The organism is Streptomyces kanamyceticus (genome assembly GCF_008704495.1).
Taxonomy (GTDB): Bacteria; Actinomycetota; Actinomycetes; order Streptomycetales; family Streptomycetaceae; genus Streptomyces; species Streptomyces kanamyceticus.
Genome location: NZ_CP023699.1, coordinates 9,771,925 through 9,785,985 on the forward strand (window position 1 = coordinate 9,771,925; position 14,061 = coordinate 9,785,985).

Consider the following 14,061-nt stretch of genomic DNA (forward strand, 5'->3'; position numbering starts at 1 on the left):
CGCGGAGTTCACCTCACCACCAGTACGCGGGATACCGCGCCGCCCCGGGACGGGCGTACGAGAGGGCCCAGCCCGCGAGGACGAGCAGCACCGTGGAGCCCACCAGGAGAGGGACGAAGGAGGTGGGGTGCGGAGTGTGCAGGACGATGACGACGGACGTGGCGCACGCCGGTGAGTGCGGGGTACGGGCGACGGTCATCACCGCCAGGCCGATCCCCGCGGCGAGCGCCGCCGCCCACGGCGCGGAGCCCAACGAGGCGGCGACGGCGTAGCCGACGACGGCGCACAGCAGATGGCCCGCGATCACGCTGCGCGGCTGGGCCAGCGGCAGTCCGGGCACGCTGTGGATGATCGCGGCGGACGCGGCGAGGGGCGGTATGAGCACGGGCTCGTGGATGAGCGAGCCGATGGCGACGAGGACGAGCAGGACGGCGGTGGCGGCGCTGATGCCGTGCAGCGCGGTGCCCGGTGGCGGCGGGGCGGGCGCGCGGCCCGCGAGGCGGGTGAGGATGCGGGGGCGGGCAGGCGCGGGCGACGCCTCGACGGATTCGTCGGTGTTCAAGACATCGGTGCTCAAAGAAGGGGAGTTCCGGGACTGGGCCGTCGGGAGATCCGGACGGCGGGGACGACAGGGCAGGAGTCGGCGCGGGCTCCTCGCGGTCGGCGAGAGAGCCCGGGTACCGGCGGCCTTCCAGGGTCAGGACGTCCGCGTACTCATCCAGGATCTTACGAAGGGTCTTCGCGTTGCCGCAGGTCAGGGGGTGCCGTTGCCCGCTTCGGGGTCTCGTTGCCCGATTCCGGGTCCCGTTGCCCGCTGCTGAGGGCAGGGTGGCGTCATTTCTCGTCCGTTCGGGCCCTTCGTCCCTGCCGTACGGCCTTCACCGGGCGCAGGATGGAGATCATGAACAGCCTTCCGGTCATCACCGCAGTCGACGGATCAGACCACAGCCTCAAGGCCCTCGAGTGGGCGCTGGACGCCGCGCGGCGCCGCAGTGCGGAACTGCTCGTCGTCCACATCAGGGCCGACTATGTGAAGGCCCTTCCCCTGCCGGGCGCGCTGCCCGTCATGCCACCCGTCGACGAGGTCCCGGTCCTCGCCGCGGTGCGGGAGACGATGGAGGGCCGTGCGGACCTGCCGCCCGTCCGCTACTCCGCGGTCGACGGGAGTCCCGCCCCCGCGCTGATCGAACTCGCCGACGAGGCGCAGCTCCTGGTGCTCGGTTCACGGGGGCGCGGCGGCTTCGCGAGTCTGCTGCTCGGCTCCGTGAGCCGCGCCTGCACCGCGCGCGCCGCCTGTCCCGTGGTCGTCGTACCGCATGCCGCGAGGACCGAGGCGGTCGAGGCGGCGGGCACGTTCGGCAGGGTCGCGCTCGGCCTCGCGCCGACGGAGACGAGCGATGCCACGGTGGAGTTCGCGTTCGAGGAGGCCCGGCGCAGGGGCGCCGGACTCCAGGTGGTCACCACGTACCCGGTGCCCTTCTCCACCCTGGCGCTCATGGGCGGATACCTGGACGCGGCGGGGACGCCCGAGAGCCCGCGCGAGGAGAAGTCGCTGTCCGAGGCGCAGGACGAGCGGCTCGGTGCCTTCACCGAGCGCTTCCCCGACGTGGCCGTCGAGAAGGTGGTCACCGCGGCCGACGCCGCGGGCCGTCTCGTCGTGGCCTCACAGACCGCCGACCTGCTGGTCGTCGGGCGCCACCGGCGTCGCGTGAACGCCGACTCGTTCCTGGTCGGCTCGGCCGCCAACGCGGTCCTGCTGCACGCGCAGTGCCCGGTCGCGGTGGTGCCCGCCTAGCACCGTGCCCCCGCCGGGAGGTCCCGGCGGGGGCACGCGGAGCCCGGCTCAACGACGTCCGTGCGCCGTTCGCTGCCGTACGTATCCGGCGACCACGAGCGCGACCGTCAGGCCGCTCGTCCACGCGAGCTGCCCCCGAGTCGTCGGCTCCATCGCCATCAGGACGAACACGGCCGCCATGCCTGCCAGCGCCACCCAGGTCAGGTACGGATACGCCCACATCCGCACCGCGAGCTTCCCGGGCTCCTCCTGCTCGGTGCGGCGGCGCAGGATCAGCTGGGAGACGGCGGTGAACGTCCAGACGACGAGGATCACCGCGCCGATCATGTTCAGCAGCCACTGGAAGATGTCGTCGGGCCGCCAGTAGCTCAGCAGGACGCAGAGGAAGCCGAAGGCCGACGAGGCGATGACCGAGCGGCGCGGCACGCCGGAGACGATGCGGCCGAGCGCGGCGGGTCCCTGGCCGCGGGAGACCAGCGAACAGGCCATGCGCGAGGAGCCGTAGATGTTGGCGTTCATCGCCGAAAGCAGCGCGATCAGTACGACCACGTTCATGATCTGACCCGCGCCGGGGATCCCCAGCTGGTCGAGGGCGGCGACGTAGGGGCCCTTCTCCACGACCTCCTTGTCGTCCCACGGCACCAGCGCCACGATCACCAGCATCGAGCCGATGTAGAAGACCGCGATCCGCCACATCGCCGTGCGCACGGCTCCGGCGACGCCGCGCACCGGGTCGTCCGACTCGGCGGCGGCGATGGTGACGGTCTCCAGGCCGCCGTACGCGAGGACCGAGGCGAGCAGGCCGATGATCAGCCCCTCGGTGCCGTTGGGCAGGAAGCCTCCGTGGCCGACGAGGTTGGCGGTGCCCGGCGCGTCCGTGCCGGGCAGTACACCGGCGATGGCGAGTCCGCCGACGACCAGGAAGAGGACGATCGCGCCGACCTTCAGCGCGGCGAACCAGAACTCGAACTCGCCGAAGTTCTTCACGGCCGCCAGGTTCGCGCCGCAGAACACCACCATGAACAGCGCCACCCACGCCCACTCGGGCGTACCGGGCAGCCAGCCGGTCATGATGTGGGCGGCGCCGATGCCCTCCAGGCCCACGCCCATGCACAGCATGAACCAGAACGACCAGCCCGAGGTGAAGCCCGCCCACGGTCCGATCGCGCGTTCGGCGTGGACGGAGAAGGAGCCGGAGGCCGGATGGGCGGCCGACATCTCGCCGAGCATCCGCATGACCAGCATCACCAGGAGGCCGGAAGCGGTGTAGGCGAGGACGATCGAGGGCCCCGCGGCGGCGATGCCCGCTCCGGACCCCACGAAGAGCCCGGCGCCGATGACTCCGCCGAGCGCGATCATCGACAAGTGCCGCTGCTTGAGCCCCTTGGCGAGCTGTGGCTCCGGGGTGAGCGGGGGCTTGGGAGGGGTGCTTGTCGAGGAAGGCATGCGGGCAAGTGTGGATATCCCGCCCGCATGGTGAGAGCGGTGTCCGATATCCGAACATGATGGCTACGTGGGGTGATGTCGTGAACACGAAATGCAGGTGAGCGGGCTTGTCGGCGTGGCCGCGTGTCGCATGTGGTTCACCAACGCATGCCGTTCACCAAGGAGGGGTCAGTTGCCAAGGCCGAGTTCCTGACCGACATCAAGACCAAACGCCGCGGAGAGCACCGTGACGACCCGGTCGACCGCGACGTAGCCGCCTCACCCGGAAGGTTCCTCGGGCTCCGGCTTGTCGGTCGGGGCGCTCGCGTCGTGCCCGTCCTGTGCGGCCTGTCCGCCCCGTGCGTCACCGGAGTCACCGCGCCGACCGGTTCCGGCCTCGTCGATGTCGGGTACGTCGCCCGCACCGTTCTCTCGGTTTCCCCCGCTCTCCCCGCTCTCGTCCAGCTCCCAGGGGTCCCGTCCGCCGTCCGCCTGCTGATCGGGCAGGTCCCTGGGCACGGGCGTGCTGCCGTCCGCGCCGGGGGACGCCGGTATGGGGCTCCTCTACACCGACGGACTGACCGAGGCGCGGCTCGTGGACGGCACCGCATTCGGCCTCGACCGGTTCGCCGACTCCGTGATCCGCGCCTCGACCGCGGGCGTTCCGCCCCGCCGCAGGCATGTACCTGGCGATCGTGGGGGAGTTGAAGACCATGAAGATCCTCATCATCCTCGTCCTCATCGGCATCGCCGCCGCCTGGTACATGAAGTCACGGAAGGGGCAGTGAAGCCGGAAGAAAAAAATCTGGCCGCCGATGTCGAGAACCCGTGATCGGCTCCGTCCCCGGTACGAACGCGACCACAATGGGCCGCACCAGCACCAAGGAGAGCCACCATGGCCAAGTACCTGCTGCTCAAGCACTACCGAGGCGCCCCCGCTCCGGTCAATGACGTCCCCATGGACCAGTGGACGCCCGAGGAGGTCTCGGACCACATCCGGTACATGAACGACTTCGCGGACCGGCTCAAGGAGACCGGCGAGTTCGTCGACGGCCAGGCGCTCGCCCCCGAGGGATCCTTCGTCCGCTACGACGGCGAGGGCCGCCCGCCGGTCACCGACGGCCCCTTCGCCGAGACGAAGGACCTCATCGCGGGCTGGATGATCATCGACGTCGACAGCCACGAGCGGGCCGTCGAGCTCGCGGGGGAGCTGTCGGCCGCTCCCGGCGCGGGCGGCAAGCCGATCCACGAGTGGCTGGAACTGCGCCCGTTCCTGGGCGAGGCGCCCACCATCACGGAGTGACCTCTCCGATGAACGAAGCGCTGCTCCGGGGCCTCACCCCGAGTGTGCTCACCGTCCTCGTCCGCCGCGGAGCCGATTTCGCGGCGGCCGAGGACGCCGTGCAGGACGCGCTGGTGGAGGCGGTGCGCGTCTGGCCGACCGACCCGCCGCGCGACCCGAAGGGTTGGCTGGTCACGGTGGCCTGGCGCCGCTTCCTCGACGCGCGGCGGGCGGACACCGCCCGCCGCCGGCGGGAGGACCTCATCGAGGAGGAACCGGCCCCGGGCCCCGCACCGGCGGCGGACGACACCCTCCAGCTGTACTTCCTGTGCGCCCACCCGTCCCTGACCCCGTCATCCGCCGTCGCGCTCACGCTGCGCGCCGTCGGCGGACTGACCACCCGCCAGATCGCCCGCGCCTACCTGGTCCCCGAGGCGACCATGGCGCAGCGCATCAGCCGCGCCAAACGGGCCGTGTCCGGCGTGCGCCTCGACCGGCACGGAGACGTCGCCACCGTGCTGCGTGTCCTCTACCTGGTCTTCAACGAGGGCTACTCCACGGACGCCGATGTCGACCTGACCGCCGAGGCCATCCGGCTCACCCGGCAGCTCGCGGCCGTGATCGACCACCCGGAGGTGGTGGGCCTGCTCGCCCTCATGCTGCTGCACCACGCCCGGCGCGCGGCCAGGACAGGACCCGACGGCGGCCTGGTGCCGCTCGCCGAACAGGACCGGAGCCGCTGGGACACCGAACTGATCACCGAGGGCATCGGCATCCTGCAGACGGCCCTCGCCCGCGACAGGCTGGGCGAGTTCCAGGCCCAGGCCGCCATCGCCGCCCTGCACGCCGACGCGCCCACGGCCGAGGAGACCGACTGGGTGCAGATCGTCGAGTGGTACGACGAGCTCGTACGACTGACCGACAGCCCGGTCGTCCGGCTCAACCGCGCCGTGGCCGTGGGCGAGGCCGACGGAGCGCGCGCAGGTCTCGCGCGGCTCGCGGAGCTGGACGACACACTGCCCCGGCACACGGCGGTGGCGGCCTACCTCCACGAACGGGACGGCGACCTGGAGACGGCGGCCCGGCTGTACGCCGAAGCGGCGGGCAAGGCCGCCAACCTCGCCGAGCGCGACCACCTGACGCGCCAGGCGGCACGGCTCAACGCCCGCCGACGCCAGTGACGGCCGCGGTCACGGAAGCGGTCGCGGTCGCGGCCGCCGGATCAGACACGGCAACGCAGCATCTCCAGCGGGGGATTGGCGCGGAAGTCCGCCCAGTGATCCGCGCCGAACTCGCGCACACCGGCCTCCGACACGGTGAGGGGAACCCAGGTCAACTCGCTGAACCCGGCAGCCCGCAGACACTTCTCGTAGACCTCGCGGCGCGGGAGGTTGGCGACGAACGAGACCGGCGGGTCGAGCAGCGCGGTGGTCCGCACCTTCGGCCCGGTCTCGACCTCCTCGCCGGTGAGCACGCTGCGGAACCCGTACTTCTCCGGAGTCGGCCCTTCGAAGTCGAAGTCGGGTGACTGGTTGAGCAGGAAGAACTCCCCGCCGGGCGCCAGGCTCCGGTGCACGTTGCGGCACATCCGCTCCGTGGTGGCGATGTCCTCCGCGTAGTTGAGCAGCTGGACCGCCAGGCCGATGTCGAACCGCTGCTCAAAATCGCGGAGTTCGGACGCGTCGCCCACCTCGTAGCGCACACCCAGCGGATCGCGCTCCTCCAACGCCTGTGCCACGGCGACCATCTCGCCGGAGATGTCGATGCCGAGCAGCTCCCCGGCGCCGCGCCGCTTGAACTCCCTGCTGTAGAAACCGGTGCCGCAGGCCAGGTCGAGGACCGACTTGCCGCGCACGTCGCCGACCAGTGCCAGGAATCCGGGCACCACCGAGTACTGCTCCAACGGCAGGGCCTTGAACCCTTCGTACGCCTCACCGATCTCGTCATACTGCTGCGCGCTCATCGTGCCGCTCTCCCCTGTTGCCTGGTCATCCGGGTCATGTCCTGGCGCGCAGTCTTCCCGCACTCCTGCGTAGGGGCGTACTGGCTGAAGCCACAAAGATCCGGCCAGTGTTCCGGTGTCCCGTACGGGCGGAGGGTGCGGGTGCCGAGTCAACCAGCGCGGTAGCGGCGGTGGGCTGCCGCGAGGGGTGGAGGGGCGGTTACGGCGCTCGTTCGACGACACCGGATCCGTGAACTCCTAGCGTTTTCCCATCACTTCGAGTTGAGGGGGACGCATGCGAAAGCAGCGGATCGGCCGGATGTTGGGGGCGCTGGCACTGGGTATCGGCGCCGTTCCCGCTTCCGCGGCGGTGGTACACGCCGACGGAGTCGCGCAGCAGGAGGCGCGGCCCAAGTGCCCCGACGGCCACTACGCGTACACCTTCGGAACTCCCGGCGGGCCGGGAGCCTACGTGTACCTGAACGTCGCGGGCGGCAGTCACAAGGGTGCCAAGGTCATCACGTATCCGTGGTCGGGCGGCAAGGGCAACGAGATGTGGTGTCTGACGGCGGGCCCCAAGGGCTACGGCCACCGGATGCACCCGTACGACAACAAGAACCTCTGCCTGGACGTGCCGGGGAGCCGCTACAAGAAGGGGCAGGGCCTGATCGTCTGGGACTGCAACGGTCGTAAGAACCAGACCTTCTACGTGCAGCCCGTCCACACGGACAACCCGTACTCGATCATCGGTCCCTGGGAGAAGTCGGACCTCAAGGTGCATCGGGGCAAGGACGCGGTCGGCAGTCAGGTCTCTCTGTGGCCGCACATGAACACGCATGCCGAGTGGCGGTAGCGCTGGGCGGAGAGCTCTTCCCTGTTGCGTTCCTAGGACCTCAAAGTGCATCCTAGAGGTCCTAGGAAATGCCTAGGGAGGCAAGTTTCCAGGGAGTGCGCATGGTGAGGGCCGGTCTTACGGCGGAGCGGGTGACGGTCGCGGGCGCCGAACTGGCGGACGAGGTCGGGTTCGAGCAGGTGACCATGTCGCAGGTGGCCCGGCGGCTCGGCGTGAAGGACGCGAGTCTCTACACGCACGTACGGAACTTGGCGGATCTGCGGGGACGGATCGCGCTCCTCGCGGCGGACGAGAAGACCATCCGCATCGCGGAGGCGACGGTCGGCCTCGCGGGCAAGGACGCGTTGGTCGCGTTCGCCACCGCCTGGCGGGAGTACGCCCACCGGCACCCGGGCCGCTACACCGCGACGCAGACCCCGATCGACATCGACCCCGAACTGGCCGCGCACGCACCGGGACCGCGCCGCGCGGTCGAGCTGACCTACGGCATGCTGCGCGGCTACGGACTTGCCGAGCCCGACCTGACCGACGCGGTGCGGCTGCTGCGCAGCACGTTCCACGGATTCGTCGCCTTGGAGGCCATGGGCGGTTTCGCGCACCAGCGCGCGCCGCAGCGGTCCTGGGTCCGCACCCTCGACGCCCTGCACACGCTCCTGGAGCACTGGCCCCCGCTCGAAGACGGAGAATCCGCATGACCACGCCGACCACGCCCACGACGGGGAGCACCCCGGCGGCCCCGACCACCGGCAGCCTCCGCGTGCCGGGTGCGACCCTGCACTACCAAGTGCGCGGCGAAGGACCTCTTCTGCTGCTGATCCCCGGTGGGGCGGGCGGGGCAGCCGCCTTCGACAACGTCGCCGACGGCCTGGCCGCCGAGTACACCGTCGCCACCTACGACCCGCGCGGCATTTCTCAGAGCACGCTCGACGACCCCGATGCCACGCAGCGGGTTCCCGAACACGCCGACGACGCCTGCCGACTCCTGGAACTGCTCTCGCCCGGCGTGCCCGCCCGGGTGTTCGGCATGAGCTCGGGCGCGATCGCCGCTCTGCACCTGCTCACCGCGCATCCCGAACGCATCGAACGCCTCGTGGCGCACGAGCCGCCGGTGGTGGAAGTCCTGCCGGACGCCGCCGAACACCGCGCGCTCCTCGCCCGGGTACAGGAGACGCTCCGCACCCAGGGACTCATGGCGGCGATGGCCGTGTTCGCCGAGGGTTCCCGGAGCAGCAGCGGCGTCAGGAACGGCGAGCCTGCCGAGCCGAAGGCCGAGGCGACGCTCCCGCCCCAAGCGGCGGCACGGGCCGAGCGGACGATGGCCAACCTGCCGTACTTCGTCGAGCGCATCATGCCGAGCTTCATGGCCTACGCCCCGGACACCGACCGCCTGGAAGCACTCTCGGACCGGCTCGTGTTCGCCGGGGGACAGGACTCCCGCGGTGAACTGCCCTACCGACCGGCCGCCGTGCTGGCGGAGCGATTCGGCACGGAACTCCGTCATTTCCCTGGCGGGCACACCGGTCTGACCACTCACCCGGACCAGTTCGGCGAACTCCTTCGCAAGGTGTTCCGCGCGTAGCAATTCAGAGCGCGTTTCTGTAAGGGCGCGGAATATGCCCTCAACTGGAAAACTTGCCCAGCCGGTCAAAGGTGCGTGCCCTTAAGGGCAATGCGCATTGCCCCTTGATGTTCCCGCGCCCGTGAAAAGGGCGCGACCGGGCCGGTTCCGGCCATGCGGGGCACCGCTGGAACCGGCCCTTCACACGGCCTGCGTCAGCAGAGCGAACAGGTCGTGCACGTGCGGAAGCAGGACTCTTCGCCGGAGATCGCGCCCGCGGCGCTGTCCTGCGCGACGTCCTGGATGGAGGTCTCGGTGAGGTCGATGTCGAAGAGGTCCTGAGTCATGCTCTCGGGCATGGGAATTCCTTCCTGTGGAACCTTTGAAACCGAACGAACCGCCGCCCTTTGGCGACAAGAGCGGAATCTAGGTACGGATAGCGGACGGAGTCAAGGGGTTACAGGTGAAGTGTGTCTGGGTTAGTGTGACCGCATTCCCTGGGTAGGGAATTGACGATTCTTAACTTATTTTTATGGGGCATGGAGTAAGGGGGAGTGGCGCAGATGCGGCATGGCCAAAGCGCGGAAACGGTGTTCCGTTGCGCGGACGGAGTGCTTTTGAGGGCGCCGCTCCTGGCACGGCCGAGAGCCCGCGCGACCTGGCAGGACGAGGTGCGGCAGAGCCCGGACGGGACGGGTGCGCCGCCGCCGGAGTCCACGGACCTCGACGCACTCCGGGCCCAGCTCCAAGAACTGCTCGCCGACGCACGCTTCCGCGAGGCGGTGGAGGTCTCCAGCCCCTCGCTCGCCCGCACCGTCGACGCCGTCCTCGCGAACGCGCCGGTAACCCCATCCGATCTGCGCAAAGCCCACCGGGCGGTGACCCGCTATTTCCTGCGGGCCGCGTCGAGGCCCACCCCCTTCGGCCTGCTCGCGGGTGTCCTGTGGGGCTCCTTCGGCGCGGCGACCAAGGGCGAACTCACCGGTGAGGGACACAAGGCGGCACGGCTCGACGCCGGTCTGCTGGCCCGGCTCATCGCCGAGTGGGAGCGCGACCCGGCCGTCCACCAAGGGCTGAGCGTGGTGGCCAACGGTCTGTGCTTCGTACGCGGCGGGCGTCTGGTCCTGCCCTTCGCCCCGGCCGGACCCGGCCAGGACGCCGCCTCGTCGGACGAGAGCCGCCCCAAGTCACGGACGCTGCGCCACACCCCGGTCGTCCGCGCCGTGCTCGATGCCGCCGCCCGTCCCGTCCGCTGCGACGACCTGGTCCGCGAGGTCGAGGAGCGGTTCCCGGGGGCGCCCGACGGCGCGGTCGCCCGACTCGTCGCCCAACTCATCGGCGCGGAGGTGCTGCTGACGGAGCTTCGTCCACCGCTGGACGCCCCCGACCCGCTGGCCCACGTCGAGGCGCTGCTCCCGGCCGCCACCCCCGCCGCCCGGCGCATCGCCGAGCTGCGCGCGTCCCTCGCCGACTACCTCCGCACCCCGCTCGGTGAGGGAAGGACCGCCTGGCGCACGGCACTTGGAGCCGCCGCCGGGGCCACCGAGGACGTCTCGTCCGGCGACTCCTCACCCAAGGACACCCCGGCGAGCGGGCACGCCGTCCAAGTGGACCTGCGCCTGGACGGTTCCGTCGTGCTCTCGCACGAGGTGGCCCGCGAGCTGGAGCACGCCGCCGCCGCGCTGTGGCGCCTCGCGCCCCAGGGCAGGAGCCGGTTGACCGCGTACCACCAGGACTTCGTCGAGCGGTACGGCCTCGGGCGCTACGTCCCCGTCAAGGAACTCCTCGATCCCGACATCGGCCTCGGTGCCCCTGCCGGATACCGCCTGCCGCCCAGCCACCGCCCCGACCCGGGGCCCGCGCCCCTGGGAGCCGTACGCCAGCGGCTGTTGCTGGGTCTCGCCGCCGAGGCGCAGGCGCGCGGATCGCGCGAAGTCGTCCTGGACGAGCGGTGGCTGGGCAAGCTGGAGTCCGCCGACCGTGCCGAGTCCGCGGACCGGGACGCGCCCACCGTGCGGCCGCCCGCCCTCGAACTCGTCGTGCAGATCGCCGCGACGTCCGCCGCCGCGGTGGACCGGGGCGACTACACGCTCGTCCTCAACGGCGCGGCCACCGCGTCCGGCGGCCTCATGGGCAGGTTCGCCCACCTCTTCGAGCCCGCACAGGCCTCGGCGATCCGGCACACGGTGCGGGCCGCGCGCGAGGACACCGGACGTCTCCCCGTCCAGGTCCACCACCAGGCCTCGCACCACCGGCACGCCAACGTCGCGCAGGTGCCGACCTGGCTGGACGGGCGCCTGGTCATCGGCGTCCACCCCGGCCCAGCCGCGCCGGGCGTCACCGACCTCGCCCTCGACGACATCGCCGTCTGCGCCGACTCCGAGGGCTTTCGGATCGTGTCCGTCCCGCTCGGCCGCGAGCTGACCCCTTCGGCGCTCCACGTGCTCAACCGCGAACTGACCGCGCCCAACGCGGTGCGCTTCCTCATCGAGGCCGCCGCGTTCGGCCGCAGGCAGTGGCGGCTGTGGGAATGGGGCGCCGCGGAGGACCTGCCGTTCCTGCCCGCCGTACGCGTCGGACGCACCGTCCTGGCCCCGGCCCGCTGGCGCCTGGAAGCGAAGGGCCCCTCCCTGGCGGAGTGGCGCGCGCTCTGGAACGTGCCCGACCACGTCCAGCTGACCCTCGGCGACCACCGCATCCCCCTGAACCTCTCCGTTCCCGCGCACCGGGAGATCCTGCGCCGCGAGTGCGAGCGGACGGGCGCTGCCGTGGTCCACGAGCCGCCCCTGGGACAAGACCCCGACAGCGGTTGGCTGCACGGACCCGGCGGCGCCCACGAAGCGGAAGCCGTAGTGACCCTGACGCCCTGTCAGCAAGGCCCCGAGCCGAAGCCCCGGCCCGCGAAGCCCGCGCGCATCTCCCTCCCGGCGAGTCGGGGCGGCACCGGCGAGATCCCGCCCGGCGGCCCCTGGCTCTACGCGATGCTCTACACCTCCGCCGAGCGCCAGGACGAACTCCTGACCGGGCCGCTGCGGCGATTCCTGACCGAGCTGCCGATCCCGCCGGAGGAACCGGGCGGCGTCGACCGGTGGTTCTTCATCCGGTACGCCGACCCGGACCCGCACCTGCGCCTGCGACTGCACGGCGATCCGGCCCTGCTCAACGGCGTACTGCTGCCCGCGCTCCACGACCTGGCCGGACAACTGGCCGCCGACGGACTCGCCCGCGGACTGCGCGTCGACAGCTACGCCCCCGAGACCGAGCGCTACGGCGGCCCGGTCCTGCTCGGCGCGGCCGAAGAGGTGTTCCACGCGGACAGCCGACTGGTGATCGAACGGCTCGCGACCCCGACGGACGACCGGATCCTGTCCACCGCGCACGACGTGGCCGGGCTGGTCAGGGCCTTCCACCGGGGCTACGGCGGGGACTGGCGGCAGTGGATCACCACCACGTACCCCAAGCGGGAAAAGCACCACAAGGCGTTCGCGGCCCGCAGGAGAGAAGCTCTCGCACGCATCACGCCGGACGGCCCCGCGGCCCACGCGCACCACGCGGCGCCCGAGCGCTTCGGGCAACTGGTGCGCGAGGAACAGCGGCGCGGCACGCTGAGCGTCTCCCCGGACGCGGTGCTCGCCTCCCTCGTCCACATGCACTGCAATCGGCGCCTCGGTACCGACCGTACGGCCGAGGCACAGACCCTGGCCGTGGCCCGGGGTGCGGTCCAGGCACACCTCGACCGGGAAAGGGCCGGATCATGACCGAGAACCCCGTCGCGCTGCTCGCCGACCGCCTCGCCGATCCGGTCGCCCTGGCCGCACGGGTGACCGAGGCCCAGACCCCCGAGCTGGCCGAGACCCGGTCCCTGTGGCACCCCCAGTCCCTCGCGGATGGCCACGCGGGCGTCGCGTTGCTCCTCGCGGCACTCGCCCACACCGACGCCGGGTACGCGCGAGCCGCGCACGCCCACCTGACGAGTGCCGTCACCGGAGTGCGCAGGCCCGCACGCGAAGGGCTGTACGCGGGACTGCCCGCGGTCGCCTTCGCCGCCCGCACGGCCGTCACCAAGCCCGGCGAGTACGCCGCGCTGCTCAGCAAGCTGGACGCCCAAGTCGCCCTGCTCGCCCGCAGACTCGTGGCGGAGGACGCCCCGCGGGTGGCGGCGGGGACCGCCGGTGCCCGGATGGCCGGGTACGACGTGGTGGCGGGCCTCGCCGGTCTGGGGCGGCTGCTCCTCGCGGCGGGACCCGACCACCGGGACACCACCGAACTCGTCCTCACCCACCTCGTCGCACTCACCCGCCCGGTCGTGGAACCGGGCGGCAGGACCGTCCCCGGCTGGTGGACCAGCGACCCGATCCTGCTCAGCGAGCCCGAAGGCGTCCCCGGCGGACACTTCAACGCGGGCCTCGCCCACGGCATCCCCGGGCCGCTCGCACTGCTCTCCCTGGCCCACCGCGCGGGCGTACGCGTGCCGGGCCAGGAGCGGGCGATCCGCACCATCGCCACCTGGCTCCTGGCACGCCGCAGCCCGGACGGTGCGGGCTGGCCCAACATCGTGCCGCTCGAAGCCGAGTTGACGGCGGCCGCCGGGGGCCGCCCCGACTTGGCCGAAGCGCGCACCGGCTGGTGCTACGGAACGCCCGGCGCCGCCCGGTCCCTCCAACTGGCCGCGCTCGCACTCAAGGAGCCGGAGTGGAACCGGCAGGCCCTGGCCGCGGTCGCCGCCGCCTGCGAGCGCAAGGACTTCGCCGACCCCACGCTCTGCCACGGCCTGGCGGGACTCACCACCATCGTGACCCTCATGGCCAAGGAGCCCGGGGGAGAGGAACTGGCAGCGCTGATACCGAGTTTGACCGACTCCCTGGCCGCCGTGGCGGACCCGGCGCATCCCTTCCTGTGGCCCGCGGCCGCACCCGGCGAGCGCACGGTCGTGCACCGGCCCGGATTCCTGGACGGAGCGGCGGGCGCCGCGCTCGCCCTGCGCCACGCGACAGACCCGGCCGCGCCACTCGGTGAACTGCCCTGGCAGGCGGCCCTGTTGCTGTGCTGAGCAGCGGCCACCGCGCCGAGGGATAGTCCAAGCCCGTACCGCGAATGTCCATGGCGTGGAGGTGGGGGGAGAGGACGACACTGAGCTCCGTCACCTGGCCATGCGCGGTGCTCGCCGGTGCAGTGCGCGAGCACCGTTCTCTGCCCCCACACAGAG

The 14,061-nt window shown here is 71.6% G+C and carries 14 protein-coding genes; 9 read left to right on the forward strand and 5 right to left on the reverse strand.

The window, feature by feature from the left end; genetic code table 11:
* Nucleotides 1–13 precede the first annotated feature (13 nt).
* Nucleotides 14–562 carry an HPP family protein gene (locus CP970_RS42165; protein ID WP_150494650.1) on the reverse strand — a complete coding sequence of 183 codons (549 nt, stop codon included), beginning with the start codon at nt 560–562 and terminating at the stop codon, nt 14–16.
* A gap of 339 nt (nt 563–901) precedes the next feature.
* Between CP970_RS42165 and CP970_RS42170 the strand changes: the two genes are divergently transcribed.
* Entirely contained in the window at nt 902–1,795 is an 894-nt protein-coding gene (locus CP970_RS42170; RefSeq protein WP_055545538.1) for a universal stress protein, read from the forward strand.
* A gap of 48 nt (nt 1,796–1,843) precedes the next feature.
* Here the strand turns inward: CP970_RS42170 and CP970_RS42175 are convergent, their stop codons facing one another.
* Both CP970_RS42175 and CP970_RS42180 read right to left on the reverse strand, forming a co-directional pair.
* Nucleotides 1,844–3,241 (reverse strand): amino acid permease, encoded by a 1,398-nt coding sequence (locus tag CP970_RS42175; protein ID WP_079043358.1) that lies wholly within the window; start codon nt 3,239–3,241, stop codon nt 1,844–1,846.
* Nucleotides 3,242–3,499: 258 nt separating this feature from the next.
* A complete protein-coding gene (locus CP970_RS42180; protein ID WP_240507317.1) occupies nt 3,500–3,739 on the reverse strand; it encodes a hypothetical protein in 240 nt (79 codons plus the stop codon).
* A gap of 34 nt (nt 3,740–3,773) precedes the next feature.
* Here CP970_RS42180 and CP970_RS45855 point away from each other — a divergent pair, with 34 nt between their 5' ends.
* From CP970_RS45855 to CP970_RS42195, 3 genes are all read left to right on the forward strand, one after another.
* On the forward strand, nt 3,774–4,052 hold the full coding sequence (locus CP970_RS45855) for a hypothetical protein (protein ID WP_107098884.1): 279 nt from the start codon (nt 3,774–3,776) through the stop codon (nt 4,050–4,052).
* 63 nt (nt 4,053–4,115) lie between these two features.
* On the forward strand, nt 4,116–4,523 hold the full coding sequence (locus CP970_RS42190; RefSeq protein WP_055545534.1) for a YciI family protein: 408 nt from the start codon (nt 4,116–4,118) through the stop codon (nt 4,521–4,523).
* Between the two features lie 8 nt (nt 4,524–4,531).
* Nucleotides 4,532–5,683, forward strand: coding sequence for an RNA polymerase sigma factor (locus tag CP970_RS42195; RefSeq protein WP_055545532.1), 1,152 nt, complete (start codon nt 4,532–4,534; stop codon nt 5,681–5,683).
* Between the two features lie 41 nt (nt 5,684–5,724).
* Here CP970_RS42195 and CP970_RS42200 read toward each other — a convergent pair whose 3' ends face one another.
* On the reverse strand, nt 5,725–6,465 hold the full coding sequence (locus CP970_RS42200; RefSeq protein WP_055545530.1) for a class I SAM-dependent methyltransferase: 741 nt from the start codon (nt 6,463–6,465) through the stop codon (nt 5,725–5,727).
* Nucleotides 6,466–6,739: 274 nt separating this feature from the next.
* Between CP970_RS42200 and CP970_RS42205 the strand changes: the two genes are divergently transcribed.
* The 3 genes from CP970_RS42205 (at nt 6,740) to CP970_RS42215 (ending at nt 8,876) form a co-directional block, all read left to right on the forward strand.
* On the forward strand, nt 6,740–7,297 hold the full coding sequence (locus tag CP970_RS42205) for an RICIN domain-containing protein (RefSeq protein WP_055545528.1): 558 nt from the start codon (nt 6,740–6,742) through the stop codon (nt 7,295–7,297).
* Between the two features lie 101 nt (nt 7,298–7,398).
* Nucleotides 7,399–7,992, forward strand: a complete 594-nt coding sequence (locus CP970_RS42210) for a TetR/AcrR family transcriptional regulator (protein WP_055545526.1) — start codon at nt 7,399–7,401, stop codon at nt 7,990–7,992.
* Nucleotides 7,989–8,876, forward strand: a complete 888-nt coding sequence (locus CP970_RS42215; protein WP_055545523.1) for an alpha/beta fold hydrolase — start codon at nt 7,989–7,991, stop codon at nt 8,874–8,876. The genes CP970_RS42210 and CP970_RS42215 overlap by 4 nt, the downstream gene beginning before the upstream one ends.
* 194 nt (nt 8,877–9,070) lie before the next feature.
* Here CP970_RS42215 and CP970_RS44510 read toward each other — a convergent pair whose 3' ends face one another.
* On the reverse strand, nt 9,071–9,214 hold the full coding sequence (locus tag CP970_RS44510; RefSeq protein WP_157877684.1) for a hypothetical protein: 144 nt from the start codon (nt 9,212–9,214) through the stop codon (nt 9,071–9,073).
* Between the two features lie 204 nt (nt 9,215–9,418).
* Here CP970_RS44510 and CP970_RS42220 point away from each other — a divergent pair, with 204 nt between their 5' ends.
* Entirely contained in the window at nt 9,419–12,613 is a 3,195-nt protein-coding gene (locus CP970_RS42220; RefSeq protein WP_150494652.1) for a lantibiotic dehydratase, read from the forward strand.
* On the forward strand, nt 12,610–13,905 hold the full coding sequence (locus tag CP970_RS42225) for a lanthionine synthetase C family protein (protein ID WP_055545520.1): 1,296 nt from the start codon (nt 12,610–12,612) through the stop codon (nt 13,903–13,905). The genes CP970_RS42220 and CP970_RS42225 overlap by 4 nt, the downstream gene beginning before the upstream one ends.
* The last annotated feature ends 156 nt before the right edge of the window (nt 13,906–14,061 follow it).